The sequence below is a fragment of the Streptomyces sp. NPDC028419 genome (genome assembly GCF_055565515.1).
On the sequence record NZ_JBVHUE010000033.1, the window covers coordinates 82632 to 99204 of the forward strand.

The 16573-nt window shown below is 71.5% G+C and carries 17 protein-coding genes; 4 read left to right on the forward strand and 13 right to left on the reverse strand.

Annotated elements, in window-relative coordinates:
- Positions 1-166 precede the first annotated feature (166 nt).
- The 11 genes from ACZ4UB_RS31335 to ACZ4UB_RS31385 all read right to left on the reverse strand — a co-directional run bounded on the left by ACZ4UB_RS31335 (position 167) and on the right by ACZ4UB_RS31385 (position 10651).
- The gene (locus ACZ4UB_RS31335; protein WP_468075371.1) at positions 167-1534 is read right to left on the reverse strand and encodes a hypothetical protein; all 1368 of its coding nucleotides are present in this window, start codon (positions 1532-1534) and stop codon (positions 167-169) included.
- On the reverse strand, positions 1531-2946 hold the full coding sequence (locus ACZ4UB_RS31340) for a DUF3616 domain-containing protein (RefSeq protein WP_468075373.1): 1416 nt from the start codon (positions 2944-2946) through the stop codon (positions 1531-1533). The genes ACZ4UB_RS31335 and ACZ4UB_RS31340 overlap by 4 nt, the downstream gene beginning before the upstream one ends.
- A gap of 188 nt (positions 2947-3134) precedes the next feature.
- Positions 3135-3479 (reverse strand): metal-sulfur cluster assembly factor, encoded by a 345-nt coding sequence (locus tag ACZ4UB_RS31345; RefSeq protein ID WP_053681645.1) that lies wholly within the window; start codon positions 3477-3479, stop codon positions 3135-3137.
- A complete protein-coding gene (gene sufU, locus ACZ4UB_RS31350) occupies positions 3476-3937 on the reverse strand; it encodes a Fe-S cluster assembly sulfur transfer protein SufU (RefSeq protein WP_330329784.1) in 462 nt (153 codons plus the stop codon). The genes ACZ4UB_RS31345 and sufU overlap by 4 nt, the downstream gene beginning before the upstream one ends.
- Before the next feature lie 16 nt (positions 3938-3953).
- Positions 3954-5210, reverse strand: coding sequence for a cysteine desulfurase (locus tag ACZ4UB_RS31355; RefSeq protein WP_354382213.1), 1257 nt, complete (start codon positions 5208-5210; stop codon positions 3954-3956).
- Positions 5207-5974: a Fe-S cluster assembly ATPase SufC gene (gene sufC, locus ACZ4UB_RS31360; protein ID WP_330329786.1), complete on the reverse strand. Its 768-nt coding sequence runs from the start codon at positions 5972-5974 to the stop codon at positions 5207-5209. The genes ACZ4UB_RS31355 and sufC overlap by 4 nt, the downstream gene beginning before the upstream one ends.
- 7 nt (positions 5975-5981) lie before the next feature.
- The gene (locus tag ACZ4UB_RS31365; protein ID WP_468075375.1) at positions 5982-6311 is read right to left on the reverse strand and encodes a non-heme iron oxygenase ferredoxin subunit; all 330 of its coding nucleotides are present in this window, start codon (positions 6309-6311) and stop codon (positions 5982-5984) included.
- Positions 6311-7489 (reverse strand): Fe-S cluster assembly protein SufD, encoded by a 1179-nt coding sequence (gene sufD / locus ACZ4UB_RS31370; RefSeq protein ID WP_354382211.1) that lies wholly within the window; start codon positions 7487-7489, stop codon positions 6311-6313. The genes ACZ4UB_RS31365 and sufD overlap by 1 nt, the downstream gene beginning before the upstream one ends.
- A 68-nt stretch (positions 7490-7557) precedes the next feature.
- Positions 7558-8973 (reverse strand): Fe-S cluster assembly protein SufB, encoded by a 1416-nt coding sequence (gene sufB / locus ACZ4UB_RS31375; protein WP_385776643.1) that lies wholly within the window; start codon positions 8971-8973, stop codon positions 7558-7560.
- Entirely contained in the window at positions 8970-9749 is a 780-nt protein-coding gene (locus ACZ4UB_RS31380; protein ID WP_354382209.1) for a helix-turn-helix transcriptional regulator, read from the reverse strand. The genes sufB and ACZ4UB_RS31380 overlap by 4 nt, the downstream gene beginning before the upstream one ends.
- A 110-nt stretch (positions 9750-9859) precedes the next feature.
- On the reverse strand, positions 9860-10651 hold the full coding sequence (locus ACZ4UB_RS31385; protein WP_468075377.1) for a formate/nitrite transporter family protein: 792 nt from the start codon (positions 10649-10651) through the stop codon (positions 9860-9862).
- A 120-nt stretch (positions 10652-10771) separates the two neighbouring features.
- Between ACZ4UB_RS31385 and ACZ4UB_RS31390 the strand changes: the two genes are divergently transcribed.
- The 4 genes from ACZ4UB_RS31390 (at position 10772) to ACZ4UB_RS31405 (ending at position 14742) form a co-directional block, all read left to right on the forward strand.
- Positions 10772-11698 (forward strand): ABC transporter ATP-binding protein, encoded by a 927-nt coding sequence (locus tag ACZ4UB_RS31390; RefSeq protein WP_468075379.1) that lies wholly within the window; start codon positions 10772-10774, stop codon positions 11696-11698.
- The gene (locus tag ACZ4UB_RS31395) at positions 11695-12462 is read left to right on the forward strand and encodes an ABC transporter permease (RefSeq protein ID WP_404014761.1); all 768 of its coding nucleotides are present in this window, start codon (positions 11695-11697) and stop codon (positions 12460-12462) included. Before ACZ4UB_RS31390 ends, ACZ4UB_RS31395 begins: the two co-directional genes overlap by 4 nt.
- 125 nt (positions 12463-12587) lie before the next feature.
- Positions 12588-13745, forward strand: coding sequence for a hypothetical protein (locus ACZ4UB_RS31400; protein ID WP_468075382.1), 1158 nt, complete (start codon positions 12588-12590; stop codon positions 13743-13745).
- Between the two features lie 4 nt (positions 13746-13749).
- A complete protein-coding gene (locus ACZ4UB_RS31405; protein WP_468075384.1) occupies positions 13750-14742 on the forward strand; it encodes a COX15/CtaA family protein in 993 nt (330 codons plus the stop codon).
- Positions 14743-14750: 8 nt separating this feature from the next.
- On the opposite strand, the gene ACZ4UB_RS31410 is transcribed toward ACZ4UB_RS31405, so the two are convergent.
- Positions 14751-15875, reverse strand: coding sequence for an amidohydrolase family protein (locus ACZ4UB_RS31410; RefSeq protein WP_468075386.1), 1125 nt, complete (start codon positions 15873-15875; stop codon positions 14751-14753).
- Positions 15876-16022: 147 nt separating this feature from the next.
- A partial coding sequence (locus ACZ4UB_RS31415) for a hypothetical protein (protein ID WP_468075388.1) occupies positions 16023-16573 on the reverse strand: 551 nt, incomplete at its 5' end.

Genomic DNA, 16573 nt, shown 5'->3' on the forward strand with positions numbered 1-16573 from the left:
CACCTAGCCCCACCCCCCAAGCGAGGATACCACGACACGCACCGCCCCTCCCCCCCCCCCCCCCCCCCCCCCCCCCCCCCCCCCCCCCCCCCCCCCCCCCCCCCCGCCCCGGCTCCGTGCTGGAGCCGGCCTAGCCGACCTAGCCGACCTAGCCGACCTAGCCGACCTAGCCGACCGTGAACCAGCCCGAGCGCGACTTCTTCCATTCCGGGTGCGTCAGGTCCTTGGCCTCGACGCCGTCCCCGTACAGGTCGGCCGAACCGCAGTCGGTGATCAGCTGCACCCGGGCCCCCGGCACGTTCAGGTCCGGCACGTCGACGATGGCCTCCCAACCGCCCGCGTCGCTGGTCGGCAGGTCGGTCCGCTTCACCGGGGCGTGCCCGGCCACCCCGTCCCAGGAGTAGAGGGCGTAGGGGTCGGTGTTGTCGTCGGCGGCCCAGGAACCGGCCAGGATCAGGTACTGGTTCGCCGCGTTCTTGCGGATGTCACGGATCGCGAGGCCGCCGAGGTCCAGCTCGATGCCGGCGCCGAAGACGGCCTTGGAGCCGCTGGAGAGCACCTTGTCGAAGTTGGTCACCGGCACGATCAGCGCCTTGCCGCCGGGCACCGCGGGCGCCAGCGGCGCGCGGAAGCCGACGTAGGCCGTGGTGGTGGAGCCGGGCGCGAACTCCAGGCCCTCCACGTTGAATCCGTCGATCTGCTTGGGCGCCTCGCCGGCCGCCGTCCCCGCGGCGAAGCCGTAGCGGTTCCCGTTCGCCTTGTCCCAGGCCACCAGGTCGTCGCGCAGGCTCTTGTACGCACGGCCGTAGCCGAGCTGGGTGGTGGCGCCGGAGCCGCTGACCGTCGTGGTGAAGACGGTGTTGCGGGGGGCCTTGTACTCGCCGTCCTTGTTGTTGCCGAGCGAGCCGGTCCAGTAGATGGTGTTGCCGACGCGGGTGGCGCCCTCGATGTCGACTTCCTTGGTGACCCCGAGCTGCGAGCTGAAGTCCCAGGTCCTGACGGGCGCGCCGGAGCGGGAACGGTCGTACAGGCGGAGCACGTTGGACTCGTCGTCCGCGACGACCGTGTAGCCGCCGCCGACGTCCACGGCGGCCGAGGAGTCCGAGGAGCCGGTGAGGTAGCGGGCGTCGGCCGGGTTCCGCACGGCCGCCGAGGCGGCGTACGCCAGGGTCCTGGTGGCGCTCTTGCCGCCCAGGCCGGTCACCTTGATGGTGAGGTTGGTGTACCCGCGACCGCGTGCGGTGACGGCGAGCTGCCGTACCGCTCCGGCTCCGGTGACGCTCACGTCGCCGGTCCCGGCCACCGAGGACTTGCTCGACGCGGAGGCGCTCACGGTGAGCGCGGAGACGTCGGCGCCGCTCTGGGCGACGGTGACGTCGACGAGCGGGTCACCGACCCCGCCCACGGCCCCGGAGAGGTAGCCGGCGGACAGCGAGATGGTCGGCGTGCCGTAACTGGCGGCCTGCGCGGGCAGGTTCGTCAGTCCGGCCACCATCAGGGCGGCGATCGCGGCGGTGCTGAGCTGCTTCTTCATCGGGTACCCCCACGGACGGAATCGAGCGTGAACCATGCGGACCGGGACTTCTTCCACTCGGGGTGGGCGAGGTCCTTGGCCTCGGTGCCGTCGCCGTACAGGTCGGCGGAGCCGCTGTCGGTGATCAGCTGGACGCGGGCGCCGGGCGCCCGCAGGTCGGGTACGGCGACCACGGCTTCCCAGCCACCGGGGTCGGTGGTGGGCAGGTCGAGGCGCTTCTTCGGAGCGTGCCCGGCCACCCCGTCCCAGGAATAGAGGGTGTAGGGGTCGGTGTTGTCGTCGGCGGCCCAGGAACCGGCCAGGATCAGGTACTGGTCCGCCGCGTTCTTGCGGATGTCGCGGATCGCGAGCCCGCCCAGGTCCAGCTCGATGCCCGCGCCGAAGACGGCCTTGGCACCCTTCGCCACCACCTGGTCGAGGTTGGTGACGGGCACGATCAGCGCCTTGCCGCCGCGCACGGCCGGCGCCAGCGGCGCGCGGAAGCCCAGGTAGGCCGTGGTCGTGGAGCCCGGCGCGAACTCCAGCCCCTCCACGTTGAATCCGTCGATCCGCTTGGGGACCTGCCCGGCGGCGGTGCCGGCGGCGAAGCCGTAGCGGTTCCCGTTCGCCTTGTCCCAGGCCACCAGGTCGTCCCGCAGCCCCTTGTAGGCGGCGGTGAAGGTGACCTCGGTGGCGGCGCCGGAGCCGGTGATCCTCGTGGTGAAGACCGTGTTCCGTTCCGCCTTGTACTTGCCGTCCTTGTTGTTGCCGAGCGAACCGGTCCAGTAAACGGTGTCGCCGACCCGGGCGGCGGCCTCGATGTCGACTTCCTTCTTCACCCCGAGGGCCGCGCCGAGGTCCCAGGTCTTGACCGGCGCGCCGGAGCGGGAACGGTCGTACAGCCGCAGCACGTTGGACTCGTCGTCGGCCACCAGCGCGTACCCGCCGCCCGCGTCCACGGCCGCCGAGGCGTCCGAGGAACCGGTGAGGTAGCGCGTGCCCGCGCCCCCGGCGCTCACCCGCGCGGAGGCGGCGTAACCGAGGGTGGCGGTGGCGCGCTTCCCGCCGCGGCCGGTGACCGTGACGGTGAGGTCGGTGCGGCCCTGTGCGCGCGGGCGGACGGTGAGCCGGCGGCCGCCGCGGGTCCGGTCGACGCGTACGTCGTCCACGCGGGCGACCGCCGGGTTGCTGGAGGCGGTGACGGTGACCTTGAGGAGGGCCTCCGGGGCCCCGGCCTGGCTCACGTCCACGCCGACGCCCGGGTCGCCGGTGGCGCCCACGGCCCCCGAGAGGAAGCCGGCGGAGAGCGCGATGGCCGGCGTCGACCGCTCGGCGGCGAAGGCGGGCCCGGTGAGCCCGGCGACGAGCAGGGCGGCGGCCCCTGCGGCTCCCACGGCGGCCAGGCGGCGTACCGGTGAAGGACGAACGGTCACGGAGGGTCCTCTCGACTGCTGCGCCACGACGTGACGGCCGTCGAGAAGATTCGGCCACCTCGGCCAACTCCCGGTGCACGGAACTCATCCGTACGGAGAACTCGGGGAACGGAGAACTCCGGTAACGGACAGGGCCCCCGGCACGGTGTGCCGGGGGCCCTGTCCACCGCAGTGCGGTCAGGCGCGGATCAGACGTTGAAGCCGAGCGCGCGCAGCTGCTCGCGGCCGTCGTCGGTGATCTTGTCCGGGCCCCACGGCGGCATCCACACCCAGTTGATGCGCAGCTCGTTGACGATGCCCTCCGTCGCCGACTTCGCCTGGTCCTCGATCACGTCGGTCAGCGGGCAGGCCGCGGACGTCAGCGTCATGTCGAGGGTGGCGATGTTCGCGTCGTCGACGTGGATGCCGTAGATCAGGCCCAGGTTGACGACGTCGATGCCCAGCTCGGGGTCGACCACGTCGTAGAGGGCCTCGCGGACCTCTTCCTCGCTGGCCGGCTTGATCGACGCCTCGGGCGTCGCGTTCTCGGTCATGCCGTCTTCCTCTCCGCGTCGCCCAGAACCTGGGCGGTCGCGTCCTTCCACGCCATCCAGCTCAGCAGAGCACACTTGACCCGCGCGGGAAACTTGGCGACGCCGGCGAACGCGACCGCGTCCTCCAGCACCTCTTCCATGGCCTCGTCGGGCTCGATCTTGCCCTTCGACTGCATCAGCTCCAGGAAGGTCTCCTGGATCCGGCGCGCGTCGGCGAGGTCCTTGCCGACCAGCAGCTCGTTCAGCACGGACGCGCTGGCCTGGCTGATGGAGCAGCCCTGGCCCTCGTACGAGACGTCGGTGAGCGTCTCGCCGTCGTACTTCACGCGCAGCGTGATCTCGTCCCCGCACGTCGGGTTGACGTGGTGCACCTCGGCGTCGCCGTCGCGCAGGCCACGCCCGTGCGGGTGCTTGTAGTGGTCCAGGATCAGTTCCTGGTACATCGAATCCAGCTTCACAGCGTCCTCGTCCTCGTCAGCCGAAGAAGTTCCGTACGTGCTCCAGCCCGTCGATCAGCGCGTCGACCTCGGCAGGAGAGGAGTACAGGTAGAACGACGCTCGCGTGGTGGCGGGAATTCCGTAGCGCAGGCAGACGGGGCGCGCGCAGTGGTGTCCCACGCGGACCGCGATGCCCTGCTCGTCCAGGACCTGGCCGACGTCGTGGGGGTGGATGTCCCCCAGCGTGAAGGAGATGGCCGCGCCGCGGTCCTCGGCCGTGGTGGGGCCGATGATCCGCAGGTCGGGGACTTCGAGCAGGCGCTTGACCGCGTACTCGGTGATCGCGTGCTCGTGCGCGGCGATCTTGTCCATGCCGATCGCGGTCAGGTAGTCCACGGCCGCGCCGAGGCCGACGGCCTGGGCGATCGGGGGCGTGCCCGCCTCGAACTTGTGCGGCGCGGGAGCGTAGGTCGAGGCGTGCATCGACACGGTCTCGATCATCTCGCCGCCACCGAGGAACGGGGGCAGGTCCTCCAGCAGCTCCTGGCGTCCCCACAGGACGCCGATGCCGGTCGGGCCGCACATCTTGTGACCGGTGAAGGCCACGAAGTCGGCGCCGAGCGCCTGCACGTCGAGCGGCATGTGCGGAGCGGCCTGCGAGGCGTCGATCAGCACCAGCGCGCCGACCTCCTGCGCGCGCCGGACGATCGCCTCGGTCGGGTTGACCGTGCCCATGATGTTGGAGACCAGCGTGAAGGAGACGATCTTCGTCTTCTCCGTGATGACCTCTTCGATGTTGGACAGGTCGAGCCGGCCGTCGTCGGTGAGGCCGAACCACTTCAGCTTCGCGCCGGTGCGCTGCGAGAGCAGCTGCCACGGCACGATGTTGGAGTGGTGCTCCATCTCCGTGATGGCGATCTCGGTGTCGCGGTCGACCCGGTAGGGCTCGTCCGCCCAGCCGAGCATGTTCGCGACCAGGTTGAGCGACTCGGAGGCGTTCTTGGTGAAGATCACCTCGTCGCGGCTCGGCGCGTTGATGAAGGCCGCGACCTTGTCACGGGCGCCCTCGTACAGCGCCGTGGCCTCCTCGGCGAGCACGTGCACGCCGCGGTGGACGTTGGCGTTGTGCTGCTCGTAGTACTCGTTCAGCGCGTCGAGCACCTGGCGCGGCTTCTGCGAAGTCGCCGCGTTGTCCAGGTAAACGATCTTCTTCCCGTCGTGGACCACACGATCCAGCAGGGGGAAGTCCTTGCGGATCGCCTCGATGTCGAGGAGGCCAGGCAGCTGTGTCACGCGGTAGCGCCACCCTTCGTGCTGTACGCCTCGTAGCCCTCGGCCTCGAGCTTGTCGGCGAGTTCGGCGCCGCCGGACTCGACGATGCGGCCCTCGGAGAAGACGTGGACGAAGTCGGGCTTGATGTAGCGGAGGATCCGCGTGTAGTGCGTGATCAGCAGGGTGCCGACCTCGCCCGTCTCGCGGACGCGGTTGACGCCCTCGGAGACCTGGCGCAGCGCGTCGACGTCGAGGCCGGAGTCGGTCTCGTCGAGGATCGCGATCTTCGGCTTGAGGAGCTCCAGCTGGAGGATCTCGTGGCGCTTCTTCTCACCGCCGGAGAAGCCCTCGTTGACGTTGCGCTCGGCGAAGGCCGGGTCCATCTGGAGCTGCTCCATCGCGGACTTGACCTCCTTCACCCAGGTGCGCAGCTTGGGGGCTTCGCCGCGGATCGCCGTGGCCGACGTGCGCAGGAAGTTGGAGACCGAGACGCCGGGGACCTCGACCGGGTACTGCATGGCGAGGAAGACGCCCGCGCGGGCGCGCTCGTCGACCGACATCTCCAGGACGTCTTCGCCGTCGAGGGTCACGGTGCCACCGGTGATGGTGTACTTCGGGTGACCGGCGAGCGAGTACGCGAGGGTGGACTTGCCGGAGCCGTTCGGACCCATGATGGCGTGCGTCTCACCCTGCTTGACGGTGAGGTCGACGCCCTTGAGGATCTCGCGGGCGCCGTTTTCGGCCTCGACGGAGACGTGCAGGTCGTGGATTTCAAGCGTTGCCATGGATACCTCAGGACTCCTGGGTGAGGGAGGCGCGTACGTCAACAAGGACGCTGCCCCCTTCGATCTTGACGGGGTATACGGGTACGGGGCGCGTCGCCGGAAGACCGGACGGCTTGCCGGTCCGCAGATCGAACGCCGAGCCGTGCAGCCAGCATTCGATCATGCAGTCGTCGACCTCGCCCTCCGAGAGGGAGACGTTCGCGTGCGAGCAGATGTCGTTGATCGCGAACACCTCCCCCTCGGTGAGGACGACGGACACCGGCGTGCCGTCGAGTTCCACCCGCTTGGGGGTGTCCGTCTCCAGCTCGCTCAGCGCACAGGCCTTGACGTAGGTCATCAGACGGACGCCGCCAGCTCGGTGTCGATCTTCGCCAGCAGGCGCTCCTCGATGTCGTCGACACCGATCTGCTGGACCAGCTCGGCGAAGAAGCCGCGCACGACCAGGCGGCGGGCCTCGTCGGCCGGGATGCCGCGGGACTGGAGGTAGAAGAGCTGCTCGTCGTCGAAGCGGCCGGTCGCGGAGGCGTGGCCGGCGCCGACGATCTCGCCGGTCTCGATCTCCAGGTTCGGCACCGAGTCGACGCGCGCGCCGTCCGTGAGGACGAGGTTGCGGTTCATCTCGTAGGTGTCGGTGCCCTCGGCGGTCTTCTCGATGAGGACGTCACCGATCCACACCGCGTGCGCGTCCTGGCCCTGCAGCGCGCCCTTGTAGACCACGTGGGACTTGCAGTGCGGGGCGACGTGGTCGACCAGGAGGCGGTGCTCCTGGTGCTGGCCCTTGTCGGTGAAGTACAGGCCGAGGAGCTCGGCCTCGCCGCCGGGACCGGCGTAGTTCACGCGCGGGTGCAGACGGACGAGGTCACCGCCGAAGGTGATCACGATCGACTTGAAGCTCGCGTCACGGCCGATCAGCGCGTTGTGCTGGGAGCAGTGGACGGCGGTGTCGTCCCAGTCCTGGACCGAGACCACGGTGAGCTTGGCGCCGTCGCCGACCAGGAAGTCGACGTTGGCGGCGCGGACGCCGTCACCGGTGTGGTCGATGACGATGATCGCCTCGGCGAAGGCCTGCACGTCGAAGACCGTGTGGCCGAAGGTGGTGCCGCCCTCGCCGTGCAGCGAGACGCGCACCGGCTCGGTGAGCACCTGCTCCTTGGGCACGGTGACGACCGTGGCCTTGGCGAACGAGGAGAACGCCTGGGCCGCGACGCGGTCGACCGGGGTACCGGCCTTGCCGACGCGGGCGTCGTCGCGGTCCACCGACTCGATGGTGACGCCCTCGGGCGCGTCGATCTGCGCCTTCATGGTGCCGTTGGCGACCGCGGTGCCGTCGTGGAGACCACGCAGGCGGGCCAGCGGGGTGAAGCGCCACTCTTCCTCACGGCCGTGCGGCACGGGGAAGTCCGCCACGTCGAAGGACGGGGGCGCGCTCATCCGGGTGGCGACGGTGGACTCGGCGGCCACCGCGATCGCGCCGGCGGTGGTGGAGCCCACCGGAATGCTCTGAGCCTCTGCCATGGCTGTCGTCTTGCTCTCTTCCTGCGTCGTGCGTCAAAGGGATCTGCGCTGCGGGGCGGGCGGTCGAACTAGCCGACCGAACCCTCCATCTGCAGCTCGATCAGCCGGTTCAGCTCCAGCGCGTACTCCATCGGCAGCTCGCGCGCGATCGGCTCGACGAAGCCGCGCACGATCATCGCCATCGCCTCGAACTCGGTCAGACCGCGGCTCATCAGGTAGAAGAGCTGGTCGTCGGAGACCTTGGAAACGGTGGCCTCGTGGCCCATGGAGACGTCGTCCTCGCGGACGTCCACGTACGGGTACGTGTCCGAGCGGGAGATCGTGTCGACCAGCAGGGCGTCACAGAGCACGTTCGACTTGGAGCCGTGCGCGCCCTCGCCGATCTCGACCAGACCGCGGTACGAGGTGCGGCCACCACCGCGGGCCACCGACTTGGAGACGATGTTCGAGGAGGTGTTCGGCGCCATGTGGACCATCTTGGAGCCGGCGTCCTGGTGCTGGCCCTCGCCCGCGAAGGCGATGGAGAGGGTCTCGCCCTTGGCGTGCTCGCCCATCAGGTAGACGGCCGGGTACTTCATGGTGACCTTGGAACCGATGTTGCCGTCGATCCACTCCATGGTCGCGCCCTCGTACGCCACGGCGCGCTTGGTGACCAGGTTGTAGACGTTGTTCGACCAGTTCTGGATCGTCGTGTAGCGGCAGCGGCCGCCCTTCTTCACGATGATCTCGACGACGGCGCTGTGCAGCGAGTCCGAGGAGTAGATCGGGGCGGTGCAGCCCTCGACGTAGTGGACGTAGGCGTCCTCGTCCACGATGATCAGCGTCCGCTCGAACTGGCCCATGTTCTCCGTGTTGATGCGGAAGTAGGCCTGGAGCGGGATGTCGACCTTGACGCCCTTGGGGACGTAGATGAACGAGCCGCCCGACCACACGGCGGTGTTCAGCGACGCGAACTTGTTGTCGCCGACCGGGATGACCGTGCCGAAGTACTCCTGGAAGAGCTCCGGGTGCTCCTTGAGCGCGGTGTCCGTGTCGAGGAAGATCACGCCCTGCTCCTCCAGGTCCTCACGGATCTGGTGGTAGACGACCTCGGACTCGTACTGGGCCGCGACACCGGCGACGAGGCGCTGCTTCTCCGCCTCCGGGATGCCGAGCTTGTCGTACGTGTTCTTGATGTCCTCGGGCAGGTCCTCCCAGGAAGCGGCCTGCTTCTCGGTCGAACGCACGAAGTACTTGATGTTGTCGAAGTCGATGCCCGAGAGGTCGGAGCCCCAGTTGGGCATGGGCTTCTTGCCGAACAGCTTGAGGCCCTTGAGGCGGAGCTTCAGCATCCACTCCGGCTCGGACTTCTTCGCCGAGATGTCGCGGACGACCTCTTCGGACAGACCCCGCTTGGCCGTGGCACCGGCCGCGTCGGAGTCGGCCCAGCCGTATTCGTAGGTGCCCAGGCCATCCAGCTCAGGGTGAGCGATCTCCGTGGTCATGCGGGGTTCCTCCCGGCGGTGCGTACAGAAGTTGATGCTGACGTGTCGGTCTGTGGGGCGTGTGCGCCCGGCCCGCTGCCGCGCGGGATGAAGGTGGTGCACACCCCGTCGCCGTGGGCGATGGTGGCGAGCCGCTGCACGTGCGTCCCGAGCAGGCGGGAGAAGACCTCGGTCTCCGCCTCGCACAGCTGTGGGAACTGCTCGGCCACGTGGGCGACCGGGCAGTGATGCTGGCAGAGCTGCTCTCCACTGTGCGGCCCCGGGGCGCTCTTCGCCGTAGCAGCGTACCCGTCCGCGGTCAACGCCCTGGCAAGGGCCTCGGTGCGGTCCGCGGGGTCCGCCGCTTCGACCGCTTCGCGGTAGGCCCGCGCCGGCGCCTCCATCCTCGCCCGGGCGAAGGCGGCGACCGCCGCTTCGCCCTGCTCCCCGCCGCCGGCGGACCGCGCGATCCAGCGCAGGGCCTCGGTGGCGAGGGCGTCGTAGGACTGGTCGAAGGCGTCCCGGCCGCAGTCGGTGAGCGCGAAGACCTTGGCGGGCCGGCCCCGGGTGCGGGCGCCGTACACCCGCTGCTCCCTGGCGGCGACCACGTCGTCCGCGAGGAGCGCGTCGAGGTGGCGCCGGACGGCGGCCTGGGTGAGGCCGAGCCGCTGGGCCAGGTCGGCGACGGTCGACGGACCGTGGTCCAGGATCGACCGCGCGACCCGGTTGCGGGTGGACCGCTCTCCGGTCGCGAGTTCCCCCGGGGGGGTCTCGGTCAGCCGTTCGCCGTATTTCACAACGCCATTGTTGCGTAATTACCCGGGGGTCGACAAGCCGTGATGGAGGCCACCACTGGTGGCCTCCATCACTAAGGGTTACCTAATCTGTCGACGCAGCGTGACGCCGATCAACCGGAAGCAACTGCTCCGACATCCCGGCGGGACCCTCCGGTGAACCAGTACACGGCCCCCACCAGCAAGCCTCCACCCACGATGTTCCCCGGCACGGTGAACATCAGATTGCGCAGGAGGTCACCGAATCCGGCCCGCCCGTCCAGGATCGCCAGGCTGAAGACCGCCATGTTCGCCACACAGTGTTCGAATCCGACCGCCACGAACACCGCCACGGGCAGCCACAGGACGAAGATCTTGGCCGCGTCCCCGCGCGCCCGGGTGAACATCCAGATCGCCAGGCAGACCAGCATGTTGCAGAGCACCGCGCGCCAGAAGAGCTGACCGCCGCCGAGCGCCGTCTTCCCGTGCACCATCTCGGCGAGCATGGCCCGCGCGGAGGGCGAGGAGGTCACGCCCGAGGCGTGCACCATGGCGCCGAAGCCGAAGGCCCCCACCAGGTTGCCGCCCAGCGAGAGCGACCAGGAGGCGAGCAGGTCCTTCACCCCGGTGCGGCCGGACAGCGCGCCGACCAGCATGACCATCACGTTGCTGGTGAAGAGCTGGGCGCCGGCGAACATCACGATGGTCAGCGCGATCGGGAAGACCGCGCCCTCCAGCAGCTTCACGGCCGCCGACCCCTTGGCCACGAAGGGCGAAACGGCCACCAGGAGCAGGATCTCCCCGATCCCGATGTAGGCGCCGGCGAGCATCGCCGAGACGAAATAGCGCGTCGGGTGCCCGAGATCGTGCGCCTTGTGCTCGGCCTGCCCCGAGGTGGCTTCGACGTTCTGCGCGATGCTGTTCACCTTTCGAAGTTAGGTCCTCCCGGTGCTCCGTCCGGTATGAAAAAGTCATGAAAGGGCGGACCCGCGACCCGGTGGACCCGGGACCTAGGACCCCCGGGCCGCCTCCGTAGACTCACCCGCATGAGCAACGACCCCGCCGTGGAGATCCGCGGACTGGTGAAGCGGTACGGCCCCAAGACCGCGGTGGACGGCCTCGACCTCACCGTCCCCAGGGCCTCGGTCACCGCGGTCCTAGGTCCCAACGGCGCGGGCAAGACGACCACTGTGGAAATCTGCGAGGGCTACCACCGCCCCGACGCCGGAACCGTCCGCGTCCTCGGCCTGGACCCCGTCGCCGACGCTCCGGCCCTGCGCCCGCGGATCGGCGTGATGCTCCAGTCCGGCGGGATCTACTCCGGCGCCCACGCCGTCGAGATGCTGCGGCACATGGCCGCGCTGTACGCCGACCCCCTCGACGTCGGGATGCTGGTGGAGCGGCTCGGACTCGGCGACTGCGGCCGCACCGCCTACCGCCGCCTCTCCGGCGGCCAGCAGCAGCGCCTCTCCCTCGCCATGGCCGTCGTCGGCCGCCCCGAGCTGGTCTTCCTGGACGAGCCGACCGCCGGCCTGGACCCCCAGGCCCGTCGCGCCACCTGGGACCTCGTACGGGAACTGCGCGCCGACGGGGTCACCGTCGTGCTCACCACCCACCACATGGACGAGGCCGAGCAGCTCGCCGACGAGGTCGCCATCGTCGACGCGGGCCGCGTCATCGTGCACGGCAGCCCCGAGCGGCTGTGCCGCGGCGGCGCCGAGAACACGCTGCGCTTCACCGGCCGCCCCGCGCTCGACCTCGCCTCGCTCCTCAAGGCGCTGCCCGACGGCACGCAGGCCGCCGAGACCACCTCCGGCGTCTACCGCCTCACCGGCGACATCGACCCGCAGCTGCTGGCCACGGTCGCCTCCTGGTGCGCCCAGCACGGGGTCATGCCGGACAGCCTCACGGTCGAGCGGCACACGCTCGAAGACGTCTTCCTGGAACTCACGGGCAAGGAGCTGCGCGCATGAGCGCCGGTACGTTCACCCCCGGGCCGGGGGCCGCGCCCGTGTCCCGCATGATCTTCGCGCAGACCGCGCTGGAGACCCGGATGCTGCTGCGCAACGGCGAGCAGCTGCTGCTCACCGTGATCATCCCGGCGCTGCTGTTGGTGCTGTTCTCGGCCGTGGACATCGTCGACACCGGTGCGCAGCGGTCCGTGGACTTCCTCGCCCCCGGCATCCTGGCCCTCGCGGTGCTGTCCACGGCCTTCACCGGCCAGGCCATCGCCACCGGCTTCGACCGCCGCTACGGGGTCCTCAAGCGGCTGGGGGCCTCACCGCTGCCGCGCTGGGCCCTGCTGGCCGCCAAGACCCTGTCGGTCCTGGTCACCGAGGTGCTCCAGATCGCCCTGCTGTCGGTGATCGCCCTCGGGCTCGGCTGGTCCCCGCACGGCGACCCGCTGTCGGTGGCCGCGCTGGTCCTGCTCGGCACCGCCGCCTTCTCCGGGCTCGGGCTGCTGATGGCGGGCACGCTGAAGGCCGAGGTGACGCTGGCCGCCGCGAACCTGGTGTTCCTGCTGCTGCTGGTCGGCGGCGGGGTGATCGTCCCGATGGAGAAGTTCCCGGAGGCGGTGCGCACGGTCCTCGAACTGCTGCCGATCACCGCCCTGTCGCACGGGCTGCGGGCGGTGCTCCAGGAGGGCGCGTCGCTGCCGTGGGGCGACGCGGCCGTGCTGGCGGCCTGGGCGGCACTGGGTCTGGGCGCCGCGGCGCGGTTCTTCCGCTGGGAGTAGCGGGCGTGCGGCGCGCCGCCCGGGAGTGACCGGTTCCTGTTGCGCCGCAAGAGAAGACCTTCCCCCTGCCAGGGCCTTCCCGCGAGGATGGACGCCTCCACACGACACGAAGCCGGGGGGCGGGCATGGCGCAGCGAGAGGCCGCACTGCGGCTCGACGAACAGTGGTCCCGGATCCGTTCGGGCGCCGCGCACGCGGAACCGGGCGAGCGCGAGCGGCTGCTGGGCGAGCTGATCTCCGCGCTGCGGGAGCCCGCGCGCGGCGACCCCGAGTGCGCGGCCCGGCTCGGCCTGCGCCTGGGCGACCTGGCGGCCCGCCGCTTCGCGGACGGGGACCGGGCCGGTGCGCTGTCGGCCCTGGAGGAGGGGCTGCGGCACGCGCAACAGGCCGCCGCGCACGACCCGGAGTACGCCCGCTGGTACGCCCGGGGCCTGATCAACCAGGGGGTCTGGCTGGCGTGGCCGCTGAGCGACGCGGACCGGCTGCCCCGGCACCCGCTGGGCGCCGCGGCCGAGGAGGGTCCGAGCCCGATGGAGCGGGCCGCCGGCGAGCGGGCCCTGGACGTGACCCGCTCGGCGGTGGACGTGCTGGCGGGGCTGGACCCGCACGATCCGGTCAACCAGCGCGGCCTGGCCCAGGCCAAGGTGTTCCTCGGGGACCGGCTCGCCGAGCTGGGGCTGGCCGAGGACGCGGTGGCCTGGGCGGTGGACGCCGAGCGGGACTTCCGGCGGCTGCTCCAGGTCGGCCCGGGGCCGGAGGAGGCCCAGGAGGCCGAGGACGCGCTGGCGCACATCGAGCGCCAGCTGGAACTGCGGCTGCGCTTCCTCGACTTCGACTCCCTGGTGGGTCTGCGCGCGGACGGGTTGCTGCCCGAACGGCTGCTCCCCCAGGCCGTGGTGGCCGCCCGGATCCAGGCCGTGGAGCCGGAGCGGATCGCGGCCGGGTTGCGCCTCGACGGCGACCGGGTGGCCGAGACGCTCGGCGCCCTCCCCTGGCTCGCGGTGTGGCGGTTCGACGTCCGGGGTCCTGACGGGCTGTGGAACGTACAGGGACATCCCTGGCACAACGCCGCAGAAGTGACGAACAGGACGGCGGAGGAGGTGGCGACCGACCTCTTCCGCCGCTTCACCGGGTCCCCGGACTACCCCGGCCCCGGCGCGCATTGGCGGATCCGGGTGTGGTGGCAGGAGGAAGGGGACCCGGCGGGCGCCCGGTTCCGGCTGATGATCGCCCCCGAGACCCCAAGTGACGCGCCTGACACACCTGACGGCACCCCCTCGTGAAAGTTTGCACAAGGCGCCGCCTACGATAGGGGGCGTGTTCTCCCCCCTCGCTTACATCGCCAGCCGCTGGACGCCGTCGCCGCGCACGGTCCAGCGGGCCGCGCTCACCGCACTCGTGATGAGCGTGGTCATCGTCGTCACCGGCGGCGCCGTGCGCCTGACCGGCTCGGGCCTCGGCTGCGACACCTGGCCCAAGTGCACCGATGACAGCCTCTTCGCGACGCCCGCCCAGGGCTTCCACGGCGCCATCGAGTTCGGCAACCGCATGCTGACGTACGTCCTGTGCGCGGCGGTCGGCTGGGGCATCGTCGCGGCCCGCTCGGCGAAGCCGTGGCGCCGGTCGCTGACGAAGCTCGGGTGGATCCAGTTCGTCATCGTCATGGGGAACGCCGTGCTCGGCGGCATCACCGTGATGACGGGCCTCAACCCCTACAGCGTGGCGGGCCACTTCCTGCTCGCCACCTCGCTCATCGCCGTCACCACCGTCACCTGGCAGCGCACCCGCGAGGGTGACACCGCGCCCCGACCGCGCGTTCCCGCGCCGGTGCGCAAGCTGTCGTGGGCGATGCTCGCGGCGACGCTGGTGCTGATCGCGGCGGGCACGGTGGTCACCGGTTCCGGGCCGCACGCGGGCGACAGCAGCGACATCAAGCGGATGCCCTTCGACTGGACCACCACCGCGCACGTGCACGCCGTCGCGGCCTGGCTGGTGTGCGCGCTGGCCGTCGCGATGTGGCTGGTGCTGCGCGTGGTGGACGCGCCGGACGACACCCGGGCGCGCGCCCGCGACCTGCTGCTCGTGCTGCTCGCCCAGGGCGCCATCGGCTACGTCCAGTTCTTCACCAAGGTGCCCGAGGTGCTGGTCGCCGCCCACATGCTCGGCTCGTGCCTCGTGTGGATCGCCGTCCTGCGGGTGGCGCTGAGCCTGCGCGAACGCCCCGACGCGCGGGCGGAGATCCCGGCGCAGCCGGACCCGGCGCTCTCGGCCTCGGTCTGAGGCGTGGTTCAGGTCCGGTCCAGCCGGTAGACGCGGCGGGCGTTGCCCGCCGCGAGCAGGGCCGCCACCCGCTCGGCGTCCCGCCAGGACCAGGAGCCGTCGGCGACCCAGCCGCCCAGCACCCGACCGAGCGCCTCCCGGAACACCCGGGCCGCGACCACGTGCAGTTCGGGCAGTTCACGGCCGCCGCTGGAGTAGAGCAGCTTGCCGAACGGCGCAGTCTCCAGCATCTCCGCCAGCACCGCGTCGGCGCGCGCCCCGGTCCGGGCGAGGGCCGGACCGAGGTCGGCGTAGACGTGCGGGAAGGCTGCCGCCAGGTGCGCGGCGTGCCGGTGGTACGGGTACCCGTGCAGCAGCACCAGATCGGTGCCCAGGCCCGCCGTCGCCCGGACGAAGTCCGTCAGCAGGGCCGGATCGCCGCGGTCGAGGCGTTCGCGCGGGTCCCCCGCGCCGGCGTGCAGCTGGAGCGGCAGCCCCGAGTCGACCGCGCTCCACAGCAGGTGCCGGACGAGTACGGGGTCCCGCACCGGCCCGCCCTTGACCCGCCGGGCCAACCACCGCGCCGCCGCGCCGCGCACCTCGTCGGGGCCGGGCGGCTCGGGCGCGAAGGCCAGGGCGGCGCCGTGACCGGCGCCCGGACCGGTCCCCGCGGTGAAGGCGAGGGCTCCGGCGGCCGCGTGCTGGAAGGCCTCGGCGAGATTGGCGAGGAAGCCCTCGGCAGTGCCGGAGGTGTCGGCGACGTGCTCGGCCAGTAACTCCAGCCGGACGATCTCGTGGGCCTCCGCGTCGGCGGCGAGCGCGAGCTCCTTGGGGCCCGTCAGGTCCCCCGAGGCCCCGGTGTCGACGAGGAAGGTGGCGGTTCCGGAGCCGCGCAGCAGCAGCCGCCCCGCCTCCAGGACGCCCAGTTCGCGGCGCCGGGCCAGGTAGTGGGCGGGCGGACAGTGGGCTTCCAGCCCGAGCAGCGGCGGACACCAGCGGCGCACGGCGAAGCCGGCCTGGGTGTCGAAGAAGGTGGTCCCGGCGGCTGCCGGTCCCACCGACCCGCCGAGGCGGGCCTCGAAGGTGGCGAGGCCCAGCTCCGTGCGGAGCACTCCCTGGCAGTACTGGTCCACCAGGGGCGGCGTTTCGATCATCCGGTCATCCCGTTGCGGACGTGGGCGAACGTGCGGGTGCGCTTCCACACGTCCTAACGGGTGAGCGGGGTGTGAGGTGTTGCTCGCGCTGTTGACCGAGCCGGTCGCCTCGCGGCGGGCCCCGCCCCCACCCCCGCCCCGCCGGCCCTACTCCGCGGCCTTCTCCTCCGCGGCGGGCTCAGCCTTGCCCTCGGCGGCGGCCGCCGGAGCCTCGGGCTCAGCCTTCGCCTCAGCGGCGGGCGCGGGCTCGGCCTTCGTCTCAGCAGTGGCCTTCGACGCCTCGGGCTCGGCCTTCACCGCGGCGGCGGGCGCGGCCTCGACAGCGGCAGCGGCCTTCGGAGCCGCAGGCTCGGCCTTCGCCTCGGCAACCGGCGCGGCCTTCGCGGCGGGCGCGGGCTCGGCCTTCGCCGCGGCGGCGGGCGCCGGCTTGGCCTCCGCGGCCGGGGCGGCCTTCGGAGCCTCAGCGGCGGGCGCGGCCTTCGCCTCGGCGGCGGGGGCGGGCTTCGGAGCCTCGGCCTCGGGCTTCGCCTCAGCGGCGGGAGCGGCCTTCGCGGCGGCAGCCGGCGCGGGCTTCGCGGCCTCGGTCTTCGTGGCGGCGGCGGGCGCGGCCTTCGCGGCGGGCGCGGGCTCGGCCTTCGCCGCGGCGGCGGGCGCCGGCTTGGCCTCCGCGGCCGGGGCGGCCTTCGGAGCCTCAGCGG

Bases quoted from the DNA above. Each gene is read 5' to 3' on its own strand.
- ACZ4UB_RS31390 (WP_468075379.1), top strand. From the start codon at position 10,772: ATGAGCAACGACCCCGCCGTGGAGATCCGCGGACTGGTGAAGCGGTAC.
- ACZ4UB_RS31335 (WP_468075371.1), bottom strand. From the start codon at position 1,534: ATGAAGAAGCAGCTCAGCACCGCCGCGATCGCCGCCCTGATGGTGGCC.
- ACZ4UB_RS31400 (WP_468075382.1), top strand. From the start codon at position 12,588: ATGGCGCAGCGAGAGGCCGCACTGCGGCTCGACGAACAGTGGTCCCGG.
- ACZ4UB_RS31395 (WP_404014761.1), top strand. From the start codon at position 11,695: ATGAGCGCCGGTACGTTCACCCCCGGGCCGGGGGCCGCGCCCGTGTCC.
- ACZ4UB_RS31410 (WP_468075386.1), bottom strand. From the start codon at position 15,875: ATGATCGAAACGCCGCCCCTGGTGGACCAGTACTGCCAGGGAGTGCTC.
- sufB (WP_385776643.1), bottom strand. From the start codon at position 8,973: ATGACCACGGAGATCGCTCACCCTGAGCTGGATGGCCTGGGCACCTAC.
- ACZ4UB_RS31365 (WP_468075375.1), bottom strand. From the start codon at position 6,311: ATGACCTACGTCAAGGCCTGTGCGCTGAGCGAGCTGGAGACGGACACC.
- sufD (WP_354382211.1), bottom strand. From the start codon at position 7,489: ATGGCAGAGGCTCAGAGCATTCCGGTGGGCTCCACCACCGCCGGCGCG.
- sufC (WP_330329786.1), bottom strand. From the start codon at position 5,974: ATGGCAACGCTTGAAATCCACGACCTGCACGTCTCCGTCGAGGCCGAA.
- ACZ4UB_RS31345 (WP_053681645.1), bottom strand. From the start codon at position 3,479: ATGACCGAGAACGCGACGCCCGAGGCGTCGATCAAGCCGGCCAGCGAG.